This is a genomic window from Prolixibacteraceae bacterium, assembly GCA_019720755.1.
Lineage (GTDB): Bacteria > Bacteroidota > Bacteroidia > Bacteroidales > Prolixibacteraceae > Halosquirtibacter > Halosquirtibacter laminarini.
Map to the genome: position 1 here is coordinate 522,343 of CP081303.1, position 18,600 is coordinate 540,942.

General features: G+C 35.2%; 16 protein-coding genes and 12 tRNA genes. 17 read left to right on the top strand and 11 right to left on the bottom strand.

Annotated elements, in window-relative coordinates:
- The 8 genes from K4L44_02060 to recG all read right to left on the bottom strand — a co-directional run bounded on the left by K4L44_02060 (position 1) and on the right by recG (position 9,187).
- Positions 1-585 (bottom strand): electron transport complex subunit E, encoded by a 585-nt coding sequence (locus K4L44_02060; protein ID QZE14678.1) that lies wholly within the window; start codon positions 583-585, stop codon positions 1-3.
- Positions 582-1,220, bottom strand: coding sequence for an RnfABCDGE type electron transport complex subunit G (locus K4L44_02065; GenBank protein ID QZE14679.1), 639 nt, complete (start codon positions 1,218-1,220; stop codon positions 582-584). The genes K4L44_02060 and K4L44_02065 overlap by 4 nt, the downstream gene beginning before the upstream one ends.
- Positions 1,220-2,194, bottom strand: coding sequence for an RnfABCDGE type electron transport complex subunit D (locus tag K4L44_02070; GenBank protein QZE14680.1), 975 nt, complete (start codon positions 2,192-2,194; stop codon positions 1,220-1,222). The genes K4L44_02065 and K4L44_02070 overlap by 1 nt, the downstream gene beginning before the upstream one ends.
- Positions 2,195-2,228: 34 nt before the next feature.
- Positions 2,229-3,560, bottom strand: coding sequence for an electron transport complex subunit RsxC (rsxC, locus tag K4L44_02075; protein ID QZE15938.1), 1,332 nt, complete (start codon positions 3,558-3,560; stop codon positions 2,229-2,231).
- A gap of 45 nt (positions 3,561-3,605) precedes the next feature.
- Positions 3,606-4,463: a Fe-S cluster domain-containing protein gene (locus tag K4L44_02080; GenBank protein ID QZE14681.1), complete on the bottom strand. Its 858-nt coding sequence runs from the start codon at positions 4,461-4,463 to the stop codon at positions 3,606-3,608.
- 15 nt (positions 4,464-4,478) lie between these two features.
- Complete coding sequence (locus K4L44_02085; protein ID QZE14682.1) at positions 4,479-4,898, bottom strand: SoxR reducing system RseC family protein; 420 nt, start codon at positions 4,896-4,898, stop codon at positions 4,479-4,481.
- A 341-nt stretch (positions 4,899-5,239) separates the two neighbouring features.
- The gene (locus K4L44_02090) at positions 5,240-7,075 is read right to left on the bottom strand and encodes a HAMP domain-containing histidine kinase (GenBank protein ID QZE14683.1); all 1,836 of its coding nucleotides are present in this window, start codon (positions 7,073-7,075) and stop codon (positions 5,240-5,242) included.
- A gap of 24 nt (positions 7,076-7,099) precedes the next feature.
- A complete protein-coding gene (gene recG / locus K4L44_02095) occupies positions 7,100-9,187 on the bottom strand; it encodes an ATP-dependent DNA helicase RecG (GenBank protein ID QZE14684.1) in 2,088 nt (695 codons plus the stop codon).
- Between the two features lie 252 nt (positions 9,188-9,439).
- Between recG and K4L44_02100 the strand changes: the two genes are divergently transcribed.
- From K4L44_02100 to K4L44_02110, 3 genes are all read left to right on the top strand, one after another.
- Entirely contained in the window at positions 9,440-10,075 is a 636-nt protein-coding gene (locus tag K4L44_02100; GenBank protein QZE14685.1) for a hypothetical protein, read from the top strand.
- A 2-nt stretch (positions 10,076-10,077) separates the two neighbouring features.
- Complete coding sequence (locus K4L44_02105; protein QZE14686.1) at positions 10,078-10,626, top strand: cob(I)yrinic acid a,c-diamide adenosyltransferase; 549 nt, start codon at positions 10,078-10,080, stop codon at positions 10,624-10,626.
- Between the two features lie 89 nt (positions 10,627-10,715).
- Positions 10,716-10,937, top strand: a complete 222-nt coding sequence (locus K4L44_02110; GenBank protein QZE14687.1) for a DUF2795 domain-containing protein — start codon at positions 10,716-10,718, stop codon at positions 10,935-10,937.
- Between the two features lie 130 nt (positions 10,938-11,067).
- Here K4L44_02110 and K4L44_02115 read toward each other — a convergent pair whose 3' ends face one another.
- The 3 genes from K4L44_02115 to K4L44_02125 form a co-directional block, all read right to left on the bottom strand.
- A complete protein-coding gene (locus K4L44_02115) occupies positions 11,068-12,219 on the bottom strand; it encodes a sigma-54 dependent transcriptional regulator (GenBank protein ID QZE14688.1) in 1,152 nt (383 codons plus the stop codon).
- A gap of 6 nt (positions 12,220-12,225) precedes the next feature.
- Entirely contained in the window at positions 12,226-13,146 is a 921-nt protein-coding gene (locus tag K4L44_02120) for a hypothetical protein (GenBank protein ID QZE14689.1), read from the bottom strand.
- Positions 13,147-13,216: 70 nt separating this feature from the next.
- Positions 13,217-13,549: a rhodanese-like domain-containing protein gene (locus K4L44_02125; protein ID QZE14690.1), complete on the bottom strand. Its 333-nt coding sequence runs from the start codon at positions 13,547-13,549 to the stop codon at positions 13,217-13,219.
- A 213-nt stretch (positions 13,550-13,762) separates the two neighbouring features.
- On the opposite strand from K4L44_02125, the gene K4L44_02130 reads away from it, so the two are divergent.
- The 14 genes from K4L44_02130 (at position 13,763) to K4L44_02195 (ending at position 18,423) form a co-directional block, all read left to right on the top strand.
- A tRNA-Lys gene (locus tag K4L44_02130) sits at positions 13,763-13,835 on the top strand.
- Between the two features lie 51 nt (positions 13,836-13,886).
- Positions 13,887-13,959: transfer RNA gene (locus K4L44_02135), tRNA-Lys, on the top strand.
- 48 nt (positions 13,960-14,007) lie between these two features.
- Positions 14,008-14,080: transfer RNA gene (locus tag K4L44_02140), tRNA-Lys, on the top strand.
- 48 nt (positions 14,081-14,128) lie between these two features.
- A tRNA-Lys gene (locus tag K4L44_02145) sits at positions 14,129-14,201 on the top strand.
- A gap of 48 nt (positions 14,202-14,249) precedes the next feature.
- Positions 14,250-14,322: transfer RNA gene (locus K4L44_02150), tRNA-Lys, on the top strand.
- Between the two features lie 48 nt (positions 14,323-14,370).
- Positions 14,371-14,443: transfer RNA gene (locus K4L44_02155), tRNA-Lys, on the top strand.
- Between the two features lie 48 nt (positions 14,444-14,491).
- Positions 14,492-14,564: transfer RNA gene (locus K4L44_02160), tRNA-Lys, on the top strand.
- 48 nt (positions 14,565-14,612) lie between these two features.
- A tRNA-Lys gene (locus K4L44_02165) sits at positions 14,613-14,685 on the top strand.
- 48 nt (positions 14,686-14,733) lie between these two features.
- Positions 14,734-14,806, top strand: a tRNA-Lys gene (locus tag K4L44_02170).
- 48 nt (positions 14,807-14,854) lie between these two features.
- Positions 14,855-14,927, top strand: a tRNA-Lys gene (locus K4L44_02175).
- 48 nt (positions 14,928-14,975) lie between these two features.
- Positions 14,976-15,051, top strand: a tRNA-Lys gene (locus tag K4L44_02180).
- Positions 15,052-15,096: 45 nt separating this feature from the next.
- A tRNA-Lys gene (locus K4L44_02185) sits at positions 15,097-15,169 on the top strand.
- 298 nt (positions 15,170-15,467) lie between these two features.
- A complete protein-coding gene (locus K4L44_02190) occupies positions 15,468-16,379 on the top strand; it encodes a DMT family transporter (GenBank protein QZE14691.1) in 912 nt (303 codons plus the stop codon).
- A gap of 64 nt (positions 16,380-16,443) precedes the next feature.
- Positions 16,444-18,423: a DUF3078 domain-containing protein gene (locus tag K4L44_02195; protein QZE14692.1), complete on the top strand. Its 1,980-nt coding sequence runs from the start codon at positions 16,444-16,446 to the stop codon at positions 18,421-18,423.
- Positions 18,424-18,600 lie beyond the last annotated feature (177 nt).

Consider the following 18,600-nt stretch of genomic DNA (forward strand, 5'->3'; position numbering starts at 1 on the left):
TTAAGCCTTTTTTATTTTGTTAATGATTGCAATAAGGTAACCTAATACCAAGAATGCTCCTGGAGCAAGGATAAATACCAAGCTTCCATATCCTTCGTTAAAGATTGTGAAACCAAAAAGTTTACCACTTCCTAAAAGTTCACGGATACCTCCTAGTAGCGTCAGTGCGAAACTGAAACCAAGTCCCATGCCAATACCATCAAGCATCGATTCAAAAGGACCATTCTTAGAGGCGAATGCTTCAGCACGACCTAGTACGATACAGTTTACTACAATCAATGGAATAAAAAGACCTAGACTTTTATAAAGTGCTGGTAGATAAGCCTGCATTACCATTTGTAATACTGTCACAAAGGTGGCAATAATTACAATAAAGCTAGGAATACGAACTTTATCGGGAATAAATCTAGCTACTAATGAAATGGCAATGTTTGAAAGCATTAATACAAATGTTGTTGCTAACCCCATCCCAAGACCATTAATAGCAGAAGAGGTTACTCCCAACGTTGGACACATACCAAGAAGAAGTACAAAAACTGGATTTTCTTGAAGAAATCCTTTAGATACTATTTTAAGTTTGCTCATGATTCACCTCCTTTGCTCTCGTTGTGTTTTGTCGTTGCACCAGTTGTTGCATCTGTATTTCCTTCTATGGCAGAAGCTCTTCTAAGTGCATCTAGAAATGCTCTTGACGATATTGTTGCTGCAGTAATTGCATCAATATCTCCACCATCTTTAGTTACAGTCATATTTGTCTTAGATGGATCTAGACCAATAATAGAATTATTTTTCCCTTCTTTGGGTGTACTAAACCACTCTTGCATTTTAGATCCCAATCCAGGAGTTTCTTGATGTTGTAGTACTTGGAAACCGGATATTTTATTTGTGTTATCTAAACCGACCATAATATCGATATGTCCTGAGAAACCGTTATTTGTGTATGTTTTAACTGCTCTACCCACAACATTACCGTTTGCATCTAAAGCCGGAAATATTTCTAAGCTGTCTTTATCTCCTTTATTCAACACTTTATAGCTTTTAGCCAATTTGTCGAATTTAGGTAGTACTGAAGCAATCGCTTCTTCTTGGGCTTTAGTTTGACTCGCAGAGATTGCATCTGCGGTAAGCTCATTCATAAAGCCTAAAATTGCACCCGCCCCCATTGTTACCACAAATAATGTGATAACCATATTTGTAAAGTTTGATTCAATTTTTGCCATTATGCTTTTCCTCCGAATCTTTTAGGTTTGATATAGTTATTGATAAGTGGAACAACTCCATTCATAATCAATATAGCAAATGAAATACCTTCTGGATATGCTCCAAAGTTTCTGATACATATTGTAAGTATACCAATTGCTACACCATAGATTAACTGTCCTTTCGTTGACATAGGAGAAGTTACCATATCTGTTGCCATATAAATTGCTCCTAACATTGCACCTCCAGTAAGTATATGGAATAAAGGATTGATGAATTGATCAGGATTAATCAGATATAGAGTTCCTTGTAGAATGAACATACTTCCTAGTACTGCAACAGGAATGTGCCATGTGATGATCTTCTTGTAAAGCATAAAAAGACCTCCTAATAATAGCGCTAAGGCAGATATCTCTCCTAATGATCCGCTCATCGAACCAGTAAAAAGATTAAAATTAGAAGGAAGGTTTGGTAACAACTCAGAAACAGATTGTCCTGATTTGATGCCTTCTTTTAGTATTCCTAGTGGTGTTGCTCCAGAGAATGCGTCCACTGTTTTGTTTGCTGTCCATGATGTCATTTGCACAGGGAAAGAGATCAAAAGGAATACACGCCCTACTAATACTGGATTAAATAGGTTTTGTCCTAATCCACCAAAGGTCATTTTACCTACTCCTATAGAGATTAGTGCACCCAACACTACAAGCCAAATAGGAAGTGAACTTGGAACATTAAATGCTAACAAAAGCCCTGTAATTATTGCGGAACCATCTTGGATTGTTGATTCTCCTTTTATCAAAAACTTCTGAAAAAGGTATTCGAATAATACGCATGATGCTACAGAAACTGCTGTAATCAATAGTGCTTGCCATCCAAAGAATACTGTACTTGCAATTAATGCAGGAATGAGTGAAATAACCACTCCATACATAATCTTAGTAACAGATTCATCTCCTTTGATGTGTGGTGATGGTGATACGGTAAGTAATTTCATTACTTTATAGATTTTTGTGTCTTAATTATCTTAATTAGCTTTTTCTTCCTCTTATAATTTGTCCTACTTTTCCTTTCCCCATTCTGATATAATCAAGAAGAGGGCGGTTTGAAGGACATGTAAATGAACAAGAACCACATTCGATACAGTCCATTACATTTCGTTGTTCTGATTGATCCCAGTTTGATTTCTCTGCCAACGACATCAAAAGATAAGGTTCTATTCCCATTGGACAAGCTTTCACACATTTTGCACATCGAATACATGCATCCATTTTTGCTCGTGCAGACTCTGTGTCTTGCATGATAAGAATACCAGATGTTCCTTTTGCTGCAGGTACTTCTAGATTAACTAGAGCTTTACCCATCATAGGTCCACCGCTAATAACCTTTCCTGTATCTTCAGGTAGTCCTCCAGCAAAATCAATAAGATCGTTTGTTGGTGTTCCTCCTCTTACAAGTAGGTTACAAGGATTTTTTACTGATTTACCTGTTACTGTAACGATACGTTCGAAAAGAGGTTTGTTCTTCTGTATTGCTTCATATACTGCATATGCTGTAGCAACATTATTTACAACAGCACCTACAGCAATTGGAAGTGCACCAGAAGGAACTTCTTTGCCAATAGTTGCTGCAATCAATTGCTTCTCTCCACCTTGAGGATATTGAACTTTCAATGGAGCAATCTCTATACCTTTATAAGCCTTAGCGATTTTTTTGAAGTAATCAATAGCATCTTTTTTATTATTTTCGATACCTATGATCGCTTTTTCAACCCCGACACCTTTCATTAATATAGAGACACCAACCATAATTTCTTCTCCTTTTTCGAGCATGATTTGGTGATCTGCAGTAAGATATGGCTCACACTCTACAGCATTAATGACAAGAACTTTAGCTGTATTTCCTGGAGGAGGAGATAGTTTAATATGTGTTGGGAATGTTGCACCTCCCAAACCGACAATACCAGATTCTGCAATCTTAGCTTTAATTTCTTCTTGAGTTAGAGTTATCTCTTTTACGAGTTCGGTTGATCTATCAATAGACTCTTCCCATTCATCTCCATCAACATCGATTACGACAACATCTTTTTTATACCCAGAGCTGTCGATTATTTGATCGATTTTTTTCACTTTCCCAGAAACAGAAGAGTGAATATTGGCAGAAACAAAACCTGAGGCTTTACCAATCATCTGTCCAACCTTAACCATATCTCCTTTTTTAACCAGAGGAGTTGCTGGCGCCCCAATGTGTTGTCCCATTGGGATATATACGGTCTTAGGGATCGGCAATGTATGAATTTTTGCATTAGCCGACAGTTTGTTCTCAGCAGGATGAATACCTCCGATTTTGAATGTCTTAAGCACCATAATATTTTAAATTGTTTTTTCTTGTTAATTTGAGAGTCTCGTTTATGAAGCAGCTTCTTCCTCTTTCTTCACTTTGCGTGGAGGAAAGTTCTCTTCAACAATAGCACCTGTTGGACATACTGATACACATTTACGGCATAACTTACATTTATCCGCATCGATAAATGCCAAGTTTTTCTCCATTGTAATGGCGTCAAAAGGGCACTCTTTGAAACATTTCGTACAACCAATACAAGCAGTACTACAAGCTTTTTTGGCTGCTGCACCTTTGTCCATATTGCGACATGAAACGTAAACCTTACGACCTTTTGGCATTTTTTTACGTAATTCAATCAGTGTCTTAGGACATGCGGTGACACACGCACCACATGCAACACATTTTTCGTCGTCCACCTCAGGTAGTCCTGTCTCAGGGTTCATATGAATTGCATCGAATTCACAAGCAGTGACACAATCTCCACATCCAAGACATCCATATGCACAACCTGTATCTCCAGCATACAATGAAGAGGCAATTGCACAAGAAATTGAACCATTATAATGGTTTGTTTTAGGACGATGTTCGCATGTACCGTTACATCTCACAACCGCTGTTTGTGGTGCTTTTTTTACGGCTTCTAATCCTAAGATATCTGCAACAGATCCCATGCAGTCATTTCCCCCAACAGGACAATAAAGAGAAGAAAGTTCCATCTCTTTAACGCAAGCTTCGGCGAAAGCTCTACATCCTGCAAAACCACATCCACCACAGTTTGCCCCTGGTAATGTTCCTTCTACATCATCAATGCGAGGATCTTCTTCAACTTTGAACTTTTTCGCAGCAACTGCAAGAATTACTGCTGCCAAAACTCCAATGATACTTAAAACAAGAATCGTGTTTATAACAAGTGTTAGAATCATTATTAATTAGATTTACTAGATTTTACGAATTGTAAATTCAAGCTTACCTGATATTCTATTACGGAATAGATATAAGCCTAAATAATATGGAACAAGAATGGCAATAGCAATTACAGCGGATATCGTGTCTGAAAAACCTATGTTTTTAGATACAATAAGCGCTATGATAAGTATGCATAAAGGAAGAATGTAACCAAGAATAACAGCTAGTTTCTCTTGGCGTTTATTTGCCACCAATAGAACTTTTTCTCCATTCTTGATACTTTGATTTACACGTTTAATGTGAACCATTTTCTCTTCGACATCTGCTACAGAACAAGCCCCTTTTGCATGGCATCCAGCACATGCTGATTTTGAAATAATTTTTACCCAAGCTTCTTTGCCCTCCGTTTTATAAACGACGCCATCGTGGGTTAATTCTCTATTCTTATCCATGATATCTATGAAAAAATACTCTACAAATCTAAATATGATTATCTCTTTTCAAATATCTTTGGTTATTTAAATAATGAATTGACTTCTTATTTATTTTTGTTTTAAATACGGCGTAGAATTATAGACTTTTTTCGGATAATAACGAAAATGTTTTATAGAATTGACACACTAGAAGGACGGAATTTGGGACTTGTGTATTGTTTGTGTACTTGTATATCCCCATGTCTTCCTGTGACTCAAACTATCTGAATTAAATGTGTTGTTGAAGTTGTGAGGACGGTAATGTTTTAATCTTTAGTTAATTCAATCGTATTATTAACATAGTGGACCGGATCGTATTACTATTGTTCTCCGCTTTTCGGTAATGGAAATATTAATTGGATTGTTGTTCCCTCATTAGGTTTTGAAATAATATCAATTTTACCACTATTTTTCAGCGTAAACTCTTTGCATAAGATCAGACCTAGTCCTGTTCCTTTTTCATTCTCCGTTCCTTTAGAATATATCTTTTCTCCTACATTAAATAATTTTTTTTGAACAGAAGGAGTGATCCCTACACCATGATCAATAATTAGAATTTCGCAAAAATCGCCATTGGTTTGTGTCTTTATTGTAATGGTAGAACCCCTAAATGAAAATTTAATTGCATTGGATGTTAAGTTGCGAATTATTGAGATCAACATATTTTGGTCAATCTCTAGACTAATATTATTTTTAAATTCGCAGTTAATATTAATCTCTTTTTTTAATGCTTGAGGCTTTAATATTTCAATGGTGCTTTCAATGACTGAGTTTACTTGCGTGATAGTCTTGTTTACAATTAGTGCTCCATTTTGAGATTTCGACCATGCCAATACATCATCAATAAGTTGCACCATATTTTGTGTTGACTGAACTATTATTTCAGCATAATGCTTCTTTTGTTCTGATGAAAAAGAGGGGTCGTCATTTTTGATAATATATGAAAAACCTTGTATTGTCATAATAGGGTTTTTCAAGTCGTGTGCTAAGATCTTAATAAATTTATCTTTTGTATTATTTACCTCGGTAAGCTTTTTAGCTGATTTTTTTAAGAGTGTTTGATTGTAGATCCTATTGGACAGCGTCATCGCAGCCAAATAAGAGATGATAATAAGAAGGAATAGGATCACTAAATATATTGCAACAAGTCTACTTAACTCTTTTGATCTAATTTCGTGGTATTGGTCTATGGATATCAATGATACCAGTTTGTATTCATGGTTTCCAAACTTTTTGGACAGGTCGAAGCCTATCTTATTTCCAATTAATGTATTCTTTAAAGTCTCTCCCAAATTAATTGAAAAGAAGTTGACAAAACCATCCTTTGTAATAAAGGATCCATTCTGTTGTTTCTTCTCTAGTTCAATTCTTTGAATAACACTATAAGGGATAGGAGGTGTATTTTCTTTATACTTATTGATTACAAGATTATTGTCGATATCAAATACATTGTCTTCATTTTCAGATATCATAAATAATCTTCCTATGGTATTTTCATTATAATGAAGAATTTGTTTGTCATTCCTCATTTTATCAAGTATGTTTTGAAAGCTACAACTTAACGATAAAATTGAAGGTTCTCTTCTTGCATTAAAAACATACATGGATATAGTGATTGCTTTATTGCAAAGGTTTGAACACTTTTTAATATCTTCTAAAGAGTGTATCTGGCTTATTTGTACTCCAGTTGTTTCCCCAGGGTTAAGTTCTTGAGCTGTATAATCAGAATCTTTAATATTACGCTCTGTTAGGGTAAACTGATTATTTGTGTAGGTTATTGATAGATATCGATTCTTTTGGGGATTAATTATTTGAATGCTATTATACAGTTTCTTTTTCTTTAGATAAGTTGATATCTTCTTCTCTAATATTGCTTTATGCGCCTTGTTTGGCGTGTCTAAGTAATTGATAATAATGGAACGTGACGAAATCTCATTGAGGTCCATAAAAAGATCTTCAATGGTCGTTGTAATCTCTTTTGCCTGCACTTGTAGAAGGGATTGGTTCCTCATTTCACTCCCTTTTATATTTTTATCTGCCTCTAATACAAAATAGGACCAAAAGATTATTCCTAATATAACTGTTGCAAATAATACAAAAGTTGGAAAGAATTTATTAAAAAGTCCTTTTTGATCATTCTTTATTCTATTTATCATCTCTATCCCACTCATACTCTTTGATCAACTAATATCGCTCCAATTAAATAAACTAATGTTTGTATTTATTAACATTTTGAGAAGTTTATTGTTTGCTGGATTTGTAAGTTTTGGATCTTTTTCTGCAATTTTAAATATAATATTTCTAACGTCTGTTAATATATTGCTATCTTTTGATAAATCAGACAAGTTTAACCCTTGAATGTCACCACTCTGTTGTATTCCTTCGATATCTCCAGGCCCACGAAGTTCAAGGTCTACCTCTGATATTTTAAAACCATCGCTATGGTCAACCATTGTTTGCATTCTAGCTTTAGAGACTTTACTAATTTTGTCACCTGTAATAAGGAGACAGTATGCTTGATCCGCACCACGGCCTACTCGACCTCTCAGCTGGTGAAGTTGTGAAAGTCCAAATCTTTCAGCACTTTCAATAATCATAATAGATGCATTGGGGACATTTACTCCAACTTCAATTACTGTGGTTGCAACCATGATACTCGTTTCATGATTTTTGAACCTTATCATTTCAGCCTCTTTTTCTTGCGATTTAAGTTTACCATGAACAACACTAATAGAATAATCGGGGAAGTCTTCTGCAACTTGTTCGTAGCCTTTTTCAAGATTTTTAAAATCTAGCTTCTCGGATTCCTCTATTAAAGGAAAAACATAATATACCTGTCTGTTTTTATTCAACTCATTTTGAATAAACTCATTAATCTTTTCTCTTTTAGAATCAAAATAGTGTTTTGTTATGATAGGCTTCCTTCCAGGGGGTAGTTCATCAATAACAGACACGTCCAAGTCTCCGTAGAGAGTCATGGCTAGAGTTCTAGGTATAGGCGTCGCAGTCATCACTAAGATATGTGGAGGGACAACCCCTTTATTCCACAATTTTGCTCTTTGAGCCACTCCAAAACGATGCTGTTCATCAATAATTACAAGTCCTAATTTCTGAAACTTTACTTTATCTTCTATCAATGCATGTGTGCCAATAAGAAGGTCTAATGTTCCGTCTTCTAGCTCTTGATGTATTTGGCGTCTTTCAGCTACTTTGGTTGACCCCGTTAATAATTTTACATTAAGGTTCAACCCTTGATTCATCTCTAAAATAGACTCTAGGTGCTGTGATGCGAGTATCTCAGTAGGAGCCATGATACATGCTTGAAATTGGTTGTCAATAGCGATTAATGCCGACATAAATGCAACCATTGTTTTACCACTACCCACATCTCCTTGAATAAGTCGATTCATCTGTGTCCCTGTTTTCATGTTGTTTCGTATTTCACGAATTACACGTTTTTGAGCCCCAGTTAGTTCAAAAGGGATATTGTATTGGTAGAAATAGTTAAATTTATCACCAACAGTTGTAAACACATTTCCTTTATATTTTTGCTCTCTTTCAATCTTTAAATAGATCACCTTAAGTTGGTTCATAAACAGCTCTTCGAATTTTATTCGGTATATCGCTCTATTTAACTCATCATAGTTTTTAGGGGTGTGTATTCCAATTAAGGAATCTTTTTTAGTTGCTAGGTCTCTATATTTAAGTATCCATTCTGGAAGATTTTCAACATCATCCTTTTGGATAAGTATAAGCGCATTTGTAATTATCTGAGCCAAAGACTTTGATGTCATGCCCTCTTTTTTCATCTTCTCTGTTGTGTGGTATTGAGGATACAGAGAACCTAATGTTGATTGGTCTTTTTGTAGTGTTAATTCTGGATGGACAATACTCATTGACGATCCAAATTTTTTAGTCTTTCCAAAGAGTATGTAAGGCTCTTTTATTTTAAGACTTTTTTTAAGATATTTTGCCCCAGTGAAAAATGTTAAGTCAATGAATGAATCTCCATCAGTAAAGTATGCAGTAAGCCTCTCTTTTGTTCCACTTCCTTCACTTCGAATCTGGGTTATATAACCCTTACATTGAACTATCTTTTCTGATTGCTTTGCCTCTTTGATAGACTGAAATGTCGTTCGGTCGATATATTTGTATGGATAGTAGTTTAATAACTTTTCTATGTTGGTTATTTTCAACTCATTTTTAAGGAGTAGTTCCTTTTTTGGACCGACTCCCTTTATATATTTTAAGCTTGTATACATAGTCATATCATCTACAAATATATAATAGATTATTCGATATCAGGTTCTATTTTAGATTGAAAAAAAGATCAAAAGATGTTTCTTCTTTCTATTTTATTTCATTATCTCTAATGTGATTCATATTAATGTAAATAAACTCTTTTTCATTAGTGTTCATAAATTGTTTTAGATAATGTAGACACTTTTTGGGCTCAAAAGTTTAATTTTGTCGTGAACTGCACTTTTTGTTAAACAGAAAGTGGTTAATTGAGATGAGTTTTGAGAAATAGAGATTTGATAAAGCGGTTTCTGAGATTTAAACGAAAACGTGTACATAAAAAAGGACATGGTATTCATTCTCCTTTTTTATTTAGTTTGATAACAGGGGTAATTGATAATCCACATCGATACTATCTATATGACAATATTGATCAGATGTATCAGCGTTTTGTTGAAAAAAATAATAATACACTTGCCTCGAACATAGACTCTATTTTGCCTTCAATAAAAATTTTATATTGTATTCATCGTCTATTAAATGAGTTTCAGCCTTCCAAAATATATTTCTCAGGGCGTGATATAGAGCTTTTTAAACCAGTGTTTGAAGCCGTTTCTGATACTGTCGAAATCTTGTCGTTAGATGATTATGTGAAATCTCGTAAAAAAATAATAGATGAGACATGTATTTTATTCTGTAACGAATCTTTGTCTGCTAAATTTGCTAAGTTAATTCAAAACATTGTATGTCCTGATGTTGTTATCTTTCACGGACTGCATTGGGGAGTTGATGTTGATAATATGTGGGAAGATATGGTTAATGATTCGCCAATAACAGCCTCTTTAGAGTCAAGAGAACTAGGAATTGCGTTCTCTGATCAAAAATTAAATAAACAGAATTTTTATATCAAATTTTGATTATGAAGGTATACACAAAAACTGGAGACAAAGGCAAAACAAGTCTATATGGAGGTACTAGAGTAGATAAATTCGATACTAGGTTAGAAGCTTATGGTACAATCGATGAGTTAAATAGTTGTGTTGGAATGATTCGTTGTCACTTGGATGCGGATTCAACTGAGATGAATGTATTGATAGAGATACAAAAGAAGCTATTTGTTATTGGAGGAGTGCTTGCTACTGATAAAAGCAAAATAGAAGAAACGGACCAATTGGTATGTAAAGAGGAGGATATAAAATTTCTTGAAGTGGAGATTGATCGAATGGATGACCAATTGCCTCAAATGAACTACTTCATTTTACCAGGTGGAGAGATAACAAGTTCTTCGTGTCATATTGCAAGAACTGTCTGTCGTAGAGCCGAGAGATTGGTGTTGAAGTTGTCTACTTCTATCGAAATAGAAGAGAACCTTACGAAGTATTTAAATCGATTGTCTGATTTTCTATTTGTACTCGCACGATACACTGCACATCTAAAAGGGGAAACAGAAACTCCATGGATTCCGTGATTTTTTACTCAGTTTTGTTTTGCATAAAGAAAAAAATTTTAAATTCGCAAAAAATAAGATAATCTATCACTAATAAATAACTAGAAAGTATGTATTGGACGCTTGAATTGGCTTCAAAGCTAGAAGACGCACCATGGCCAGCTACAAAAGAAGAGCTTATTGATTTTGCTACACGCTCTGGAGCTCCAATGGAGGTAATTGAAAATCTTCAAGAGATAGAAGAAGAGAGTGAAGTATTTGAGACGATTGAAGATATTTGGCCTGATTATCCAAGTAAGGATGACTTCTTCTTTAATGAAGATGAATATTAATTTTTGTAATCACGATTTGATTGATTATCATCTACAATAGATGGCTCTTCAATATTTGAAAATCGTTTATAAAGAAAAATAGAAATGACTGTTTGCAGTAATGCAAATCAGTCTATTTCTATTTTTTTGTTTAAGCAAACTTGATCACATCTTCTTTAGTGATTTTTTTATCTGAAAGAATAAGTAGTCTCTCAATTACATTTCTAAGTTCTCGGATATTACCAGTCCACTCTTTTTCTTGTAACTTCTTCGTTGCTTCTTCTGATATCTCCATAGGTGCTTTACCATAAGATTTGCTTATCTCTTTGATAAAGTGATTGCACAACTCTGGGATATCCTCTTTTCTTTCATTAAGAGGAGGTACATGGATAAGAATTACACTTAGACGATGGTAGAGATCTTCTCTAAAATTACCTTTCTGTATCTCTTTCTGAAGATTTTTATTGGTTGCAGCAATCACTCTTACATTGATCTTGATCTGCTTGTCTCCTCCGACACGTGTAATACAGTTCTCTTGTAGTGCTCTTAAAACTTTAGCTTGAGCGGAGCTGCTCATGTCCCCAATCTCATCAAGAAAGATAGTACCATTATTGGCTTGCTCTAGCTTTCCTTTTCTAAGTTTGTTTGCAGAGGTAAAAGCACCCTTTTCGTGTCCAAAGAGTTCACTCTCAATCAACTCTGATGGGATGGCTGCGCAATTTACTTCAATGAATGGTTGTTGATTTCTTTCGCTGTTTTTATGAAGTCTCTTGGCAATAAGCTCTTTACCGGTGCCATTGTCTCCAGTAATGAGAACTCGTGCATCTGTATTTGCAACTTTGTCACAAATATCTAGAACGTGACTTATTTTATCCGAACTGCCAACAATAGTTTCGATTTCAGATATTTTCTTTTTTAAAACCTTTTTTTCTTGTATTAGATTTCCTCGTTCTTTTGCATTTCTTATTGTGATAAGTAATCTGTTTAGATCAATCGGTTTCTCTATAAAGTCGAAAGCGCCTTTTTTTATACACTCTACAGCGGTATCGATGTTTCCATGTCCAGAGATCATAACAAAAGAGGTTTCTGGTGCAATAGGAATACATTTTTCAAGCACTTCTATGCCATCCATATTAGGCATCTTGATATCACAAAGTGCTATTCGATAGTTGTTCTTCTTAATCATTTCAATGGCCTTTATTCCATCTTCAGCCGTGTCCACATCGAAATCTTCAAAAGAAAGGATGTCTTTCAATGAATTCCGAATGCTTCTTTCATCGTCAATGACTAATATTTTGTCCATAATATCTTAACTGTTGTATTTATAATAGTATAGTGCACCTTCAGCAAGGGCATAACCTGTTTGGTATATGTTTTTTATTTTTGATTTATCTAATACTATTTGGGTTAAGATGGAGGCATACACAATCATTGTTGCCCTGATTGGTTCCATTCCTTCCATCGATTCTCTATCATTATTGCTGCTTTTCATCAATTTATCATGCAACAATTTTAATTCTTGGAAATTAATATTGTTTATTCTTTGCATGTGTGATACACACTTCTTGTAAGTGACTAGGTCCACAAAGGTATCGAAAGCTCCTGAGCTTCCAAGCAAGGTTCTAGGTTTGTAATGTCTGATAATGTCCCATAGTTCTTGATGATTCGACTCAAAATAATCTAAAATTTCTTTTTGATTTGTAGAAGTAATGTTGTTTTCGAAAGGGAATTGATTCAATATTCGTGCCATTCCTGTTTTGAAACTCTTACTCCAAACTATTTTATTGTTGCATAAGAGTACAAATTCATTACTTCCTCCTCCAATATCCATTGTGAGTATTGGCCCTTCAAGTTCTTTTGACAAATGGATTGTTGCTGCTGTTGTTATTTCCGCCTCTTTCTGTCCGTTTAGAATGATAAATTTAAAGCAAGGATTTGCTGTGATTGATTCGCGAACACAATCCCTGTTTTTTGACTCTCTTATCGCAGCGGTTGCAAAGATATTTAACTGCTCAATTCCATATTTTTGAGCAGTTAAATGATGTGTATGTAGAACATTTAATATCTTCTGGATACCAAGTTTTGTGATTTTACCATTTATGTAGTGATCTGTTGATCCTAATATAACAGGAATAGATTTTTTAAAGGATATGGTTAGTTTTTCGTCCTGAATTGATCCAATTACAAGTGTACATGTGTTTGTACCTAAATCAACTATTGCTGTTTTCATTTAATCTTTTCATAAGTTTATACCAATGTTTAAAGGTAAAGAAAACAAATGATAGTATTTCTAAAGGTTGTTAATTTCGAATTGTCTCAAAGCCATCTTTTTCCCACTCTTTTATTCCTCCTTTCAAAACCAAACAGTTTTTATATCCTATTTTCGAAAGTCTGTCAAAGGCTATTTTGGGTCTCATTAGTGTATTATCCACTCCATATAAAATAATGGGATCCTCTTTATCTAAGATGATCTCTTCAATCTTATGTGCAAAGCCAGATTCGGACACGTCGATATTCATAGAATTGGGTATATGATGGCTTAAAAAGTCCTTCTCAGAAAGGACATTGATTATCGTGATCGGAGCCTCTGATTCAAGAATCTCTCGAAGTTGTATTGGTGTAATATAATTCATTGTTAAAATCTTTTTATCAATAAACTATATTTAATTCGTTTTTGTTCAAAAAATAGTCTTTTTTCAAACGGTTGATTGTCAAAAGTTAACCGCATATTCGTTTCTTGGTGAATTGAAAAAAACTTTGGTATTTTACTTTTCGTGTTTGTAGAATTAAAAAAGTGCCTTATATTTGCACCGCCTTTAAAGATAAGAGGCACCCATTTTAGAGTAGATTCAGTAGCTCAGCTGGTAGAGCACATCCCTTTTAAGGATGGGGTCCTGGGTTCGAACCCCAGCTGAATCACGATTTCCAGTCCCTTTAACGAATAGGGGCGAGTTTTTTATATTAAGAGTAGATTCAGTAGCTCAGCTGGTAGAGCACATCCCTTTTAAGGATGGGGTCCTGGGTTCGAACCCCAGCTGAATCACGATTGCAAGTCTCTTTAACAAATAGAGGCGGTTTTATATTAAGAGTAGATTCAGTAGCTCAGCTGGTAGAGCACATCCCTTTTAAGGATGGGGTCCTGGGTTCGAACCCCAGCTGAATCACGATTGCAAGTCTCTTTAACAAATAGAGGCGGTTTTATATTAAGAGTAGATTCAGTAGCTCAGCTGGTAGAGCACATCCCTTTTAAGGATGGGGTCCTGGGTTCGAACCCCAGCTGAATCACGATTGCAAGTCTCTTTAACAAATAGAGGCGGTTTTATATTAAGAGTAGATTCAGTAGCTCAGCTGGTAGAGCACATCCCTTTTAAGGATGGGGTCCTGGGTTCGAACCCCAGCTGAATCACGATTGCAAGTCTCTTTAACAAATAGAGGCGGTTTTATATTAAGAGTAGATTCAGTAGCTCAGCTGGTAGAGCACATCCCTTTTAAGGATGGGGTCCTGGGTTCGAACCCCAGCTGAATCACGATTGCAAGTCTCTTTAACAAATAGAGGCGGTTTTATATTAAGAGTAGATTCAGTAGCTCAGCTGGTAGAGCACATCCCTTTTAAGGATGGGGTCCTGGGTTCGAACCCCAGCTGAATCACGATTGCAAGTCTCTTTAACAAATAGAGGCGGTTTTATATTAAGAGTAGATTCAGTAGCTCAGCTGGTAGAGCACATCCCTTTTAAGGATGGGGTCCTGGGTTCGAACCCCAGCTGAATCACGATTGCAAGTCTCTTTAACAAATAGAGGCGGTTTTATATTAAGAGTAGATTCAGTAGCTCAGCTGGTAGAGCACATCCCTTTTAAGGATGGGGTCCTGGGTTCGAACCCCAGCTGAATCACGATTGCAAGTCTCTTTAACAAATAGAGGCGGTTTTATATTAAGAGTAGATTCAGTAGCTCAGCTGGTAGAGCACATCCCTTTTAAGGATGGGGTCCTGGGTTCGAACCCCAGCTGAATCACGATTGCAAGTCTCTTTAACAAATAGAGGCGGTTTTATATTAAGAGTAGATTCAGTAGCTCAGCTGGTAGAGCACATCCCTTTTAAGGATGGGGTCCTGGGTTCGAACCCCAGCTGAATCACCATTACAAGTCTCTTTAACGAATAGAGGCGGTTTTATATTAAGAGTAGATTCAGTAGCTCAGCTGGTAGAGCACATCCCTTTTAAGGATGGGGTCCTGGGTTCGAACCCCAGCTGAATCACAATGAAAAGGGCTATTTCTTTTAGAAATAGCCCTTTCTTGATATCATTACATACGGTTGTTAATAAGAGAACTTTATCATTGCAAAGAGTGTTTGATTTAAGTGTATTTAATTACTAAAAATACCAATGAGGAAGATAATGTTTCCAAATAGAATTTAAGATTTTTGAATTACACGGCTATAGAGTGTTGTTCAGGTATAGTTATTGTAAGTATAAGTAACTTGTATATAGTTAATCTTAAGTTCAGATAATTAGAGTAAGCATTGTATTATTCCCCCTTAAAAGAGATCATATAGAATGAAGAAAGAACAATTATTGGGTTCAAATTTAATGGCTATTGTGGCTTGTCTACTTTGGTCTACAGCATTTGTAGGTATAAAAATAGGGATACAATATACTCCTCCATTACAGTTTGCAGGTATTCGTTTTATGTTATCTGGCTTACTAATTTTTCCTTTCATACCTAATAAGTCAAAAATTATTTCTACTATCAGGGCGCATTGGAGGTATATGCTCTTGCTTGCATTGATGCAAACAGTGATACATTATGCGCTATTTTATCAAGGAGTCAGTTTAATACCAAGTTCGATGAGTGCGATCATCATTGGTATGGGACCAATGTTTGTCTCTTTGGTATCTCACTTCTTTTCTGAGTCAGATAGAATGACTCGTGACAAATGGATCAGTATTATTCTTGGAATTATTGGAGTTATATTTGTTGTTTTTGGGAAGCAGAAGGATAGTACAACAGTCAATGGTTTTTTGACTTTAGTAGGGGTAACACTTTTGCTGTTAACCAATCTAAATTCTGGTTTTGTGAATGTGCTTGTTAAATCTAAGACTGCAAAGATACCACCTTTACTGTTAACAATGTTTACGATGTTTGTAGGAGGAGTGGGACTTTTTGTGGCCGGAGTCAGTGTAGAAGGTTTTGCCGGTTTTGTTTTTCCTGCACCATACTACTACTCTTTGGCTTGGCTTTCATTCTTATCGGCAGCCGCATTTTCACTATGGTTTACTATTTTACAGAGGCCAGAAGTACAAGTTTCTGAAATTAACTTATGGAAATTTTTAATCCCTGTATCAGGAGCTATATTAAGTTGGGTTATTTTACCAAATGAATATCCAACATTATTGGCCATTATCGGAATGTGTTTTACTGCTGCATCTCTTTTATGGATGAATATAAGTAGTAAAAGATCTAAATGAGAATGATATTTTACTTAGTATTATGTAAATTTGCATAGAACTGATAAACAATGATAATTACCTTATGTCATACTTAAAGAACTATCTATACATTTTAACTCTATTATTAGCATTTTCGTCGAATAATTTGTTTGGTCAAGTAGAATCCTCAAGCCCTATTCAAAAGAGGGATTCTGTACAACAAAGTATTCAGCTACTACAAAGACTTCTGTATTCTCCTAAAGAGTGGAAAATCACAGATCAGGAGTATCGTCAGGGAATCAAAGGATTGCTTCACCATGCAACAGACCTTCCTTTAGATACCACTGTTTTAAAAATGGAATATTATCTTAATAGTCCTGGTTATCAAAGTGTCTTTCATCGCGATGTCGAGGATGTAAAGTATAGAGATAACATTTATGGGTATATCAACGATAGTATTAGACTTGCCTTGTTAGATACACTTCGAAGCAATACTATTGATAGTCTTTTTAATGAAGGAATAGAGATTCCTGATTCTCTACTATTGATTGTTGCAGATAGTGCTAAGATGATTCCTAGTATGAGTGCATCTGAACTATTTAATACCAATTCAGCAATTGTTCCTAAAGATTTTACCGATAGTCTTCGTATTAAATTTGATTCGTTGAATCTTAGACCTGAGTTGTCAGTAGAACAATACGACAGTATACGAACAGAGTTCTCTGACTCTTTGCGTATAGAATACAATAAAGTGCAACGCAATGAGTATAGAGATTCGCTATTTACAGACTATAGACAAAACTATGCTTCAAAAATCGCAGATTCTGTAGTTGAAGATAGGGATTTTGAAATTCTACAGCGAAATAAAGATCTACTCTATTTTTATAATGATTCCGTAGTTAATGATACAAACCGTAAGGCCTTTTCCGCGATTCAAACATTGCAGTCTTTTGCCAAACGTGATTCTATAAAAGTGACTTTTACGAACTTGGATGGGAGTGAAGTCTCTTTGTGGACCAGTAATCAGGATGGAAAGAACAATTTTATTCGTTTCTATCTTAAAAATATGCAGAATGATTCTTTAGGAGTTTTAGTATTTAATCAAGGAAAGGGGAATGCCAATATATTTATTGATGACCCATCTGTAGAGTTAACTAGGATTGAGCAAACAGACTATAAGCAAGCACCTAAACTACAAGAGAAGAAAATTAATATAAGGGATGAATTTGTCGTTCCTATTGTGAAGAAAGTTATTCTTAGTCCTTGGGATCTCGGTGGGAAAGTGAGCATCGGATTCACACAAACCTCTTTGTCTAACTGGTCTGCAGGAGGAGAATCGTCTCTATCAGGTTTATTTATGGGAAACTATCACTTTAACTATAAAAAGCCTACTGAAACATGGGAGAACACTATTGATATAAAATATGGTATCAATAAGAACAAAGATACTGGCATTCGTAAAAACACTGATAACCTTGAAATAAACTCTAAATATGGTTTCTCTGCTTTCAAGAAATGGTACTATTCAGGGGAATTGAGTTTTCAAACCCAGATGGCACCGGGTTATAATTATGGGTTAAGCGATACTGACCCAACCAGTAAGTTTATGGCTCCAGGTCGTTTGAGATTCTCTCTCGGTATGGATTATAAGCCGGATGGTAATTTATCTGTGATGTTCTCTCCATTGGCAGTTCAAGCAACCTTTGTGTTGTCTGAAGAGGTGAATCCCACAGACTATGGTTTAGTGGCTGGAACGAACCAAAAGTGGGACCCTGGTTTCTCTGCTAAAGTGAATTACAAGCATATTTTTAGTGAAGATATGTCTTTTGAGACTAAAGGTTCTATCTTCTCGAAATATAATGGGGTATTTAAGTCAATCAACTTTAATTGGGAGGGTAAGTTAAACCTCCAGTTAAATCAATATATACAAGCAACTATCTTGTTTAATGCTCGATATAATAGTGATACTAAATTTGCTATTTATTCGGAAGACGAAAGTGGTAATAATGTAAAAATTGGTGAAGAGAATCGATTTGAGTTTAAAGAGATGCTTACGCTAGGCTTTAGCTACACATTCTATTAAACGAAAAGTACCTATAATACCTTAAAAAAAAGAGTCAATCAGTAGAATGATTGACTCTTTTTTTTCTCTATTTTTCTATGACATTTTGTGGATGCTATAACTCGCACAGAGGCGATGTCAATCCATTGAAAATTTGCTTTGTAAATATTTTGTGATTCTGATATAATACTTGGTAAT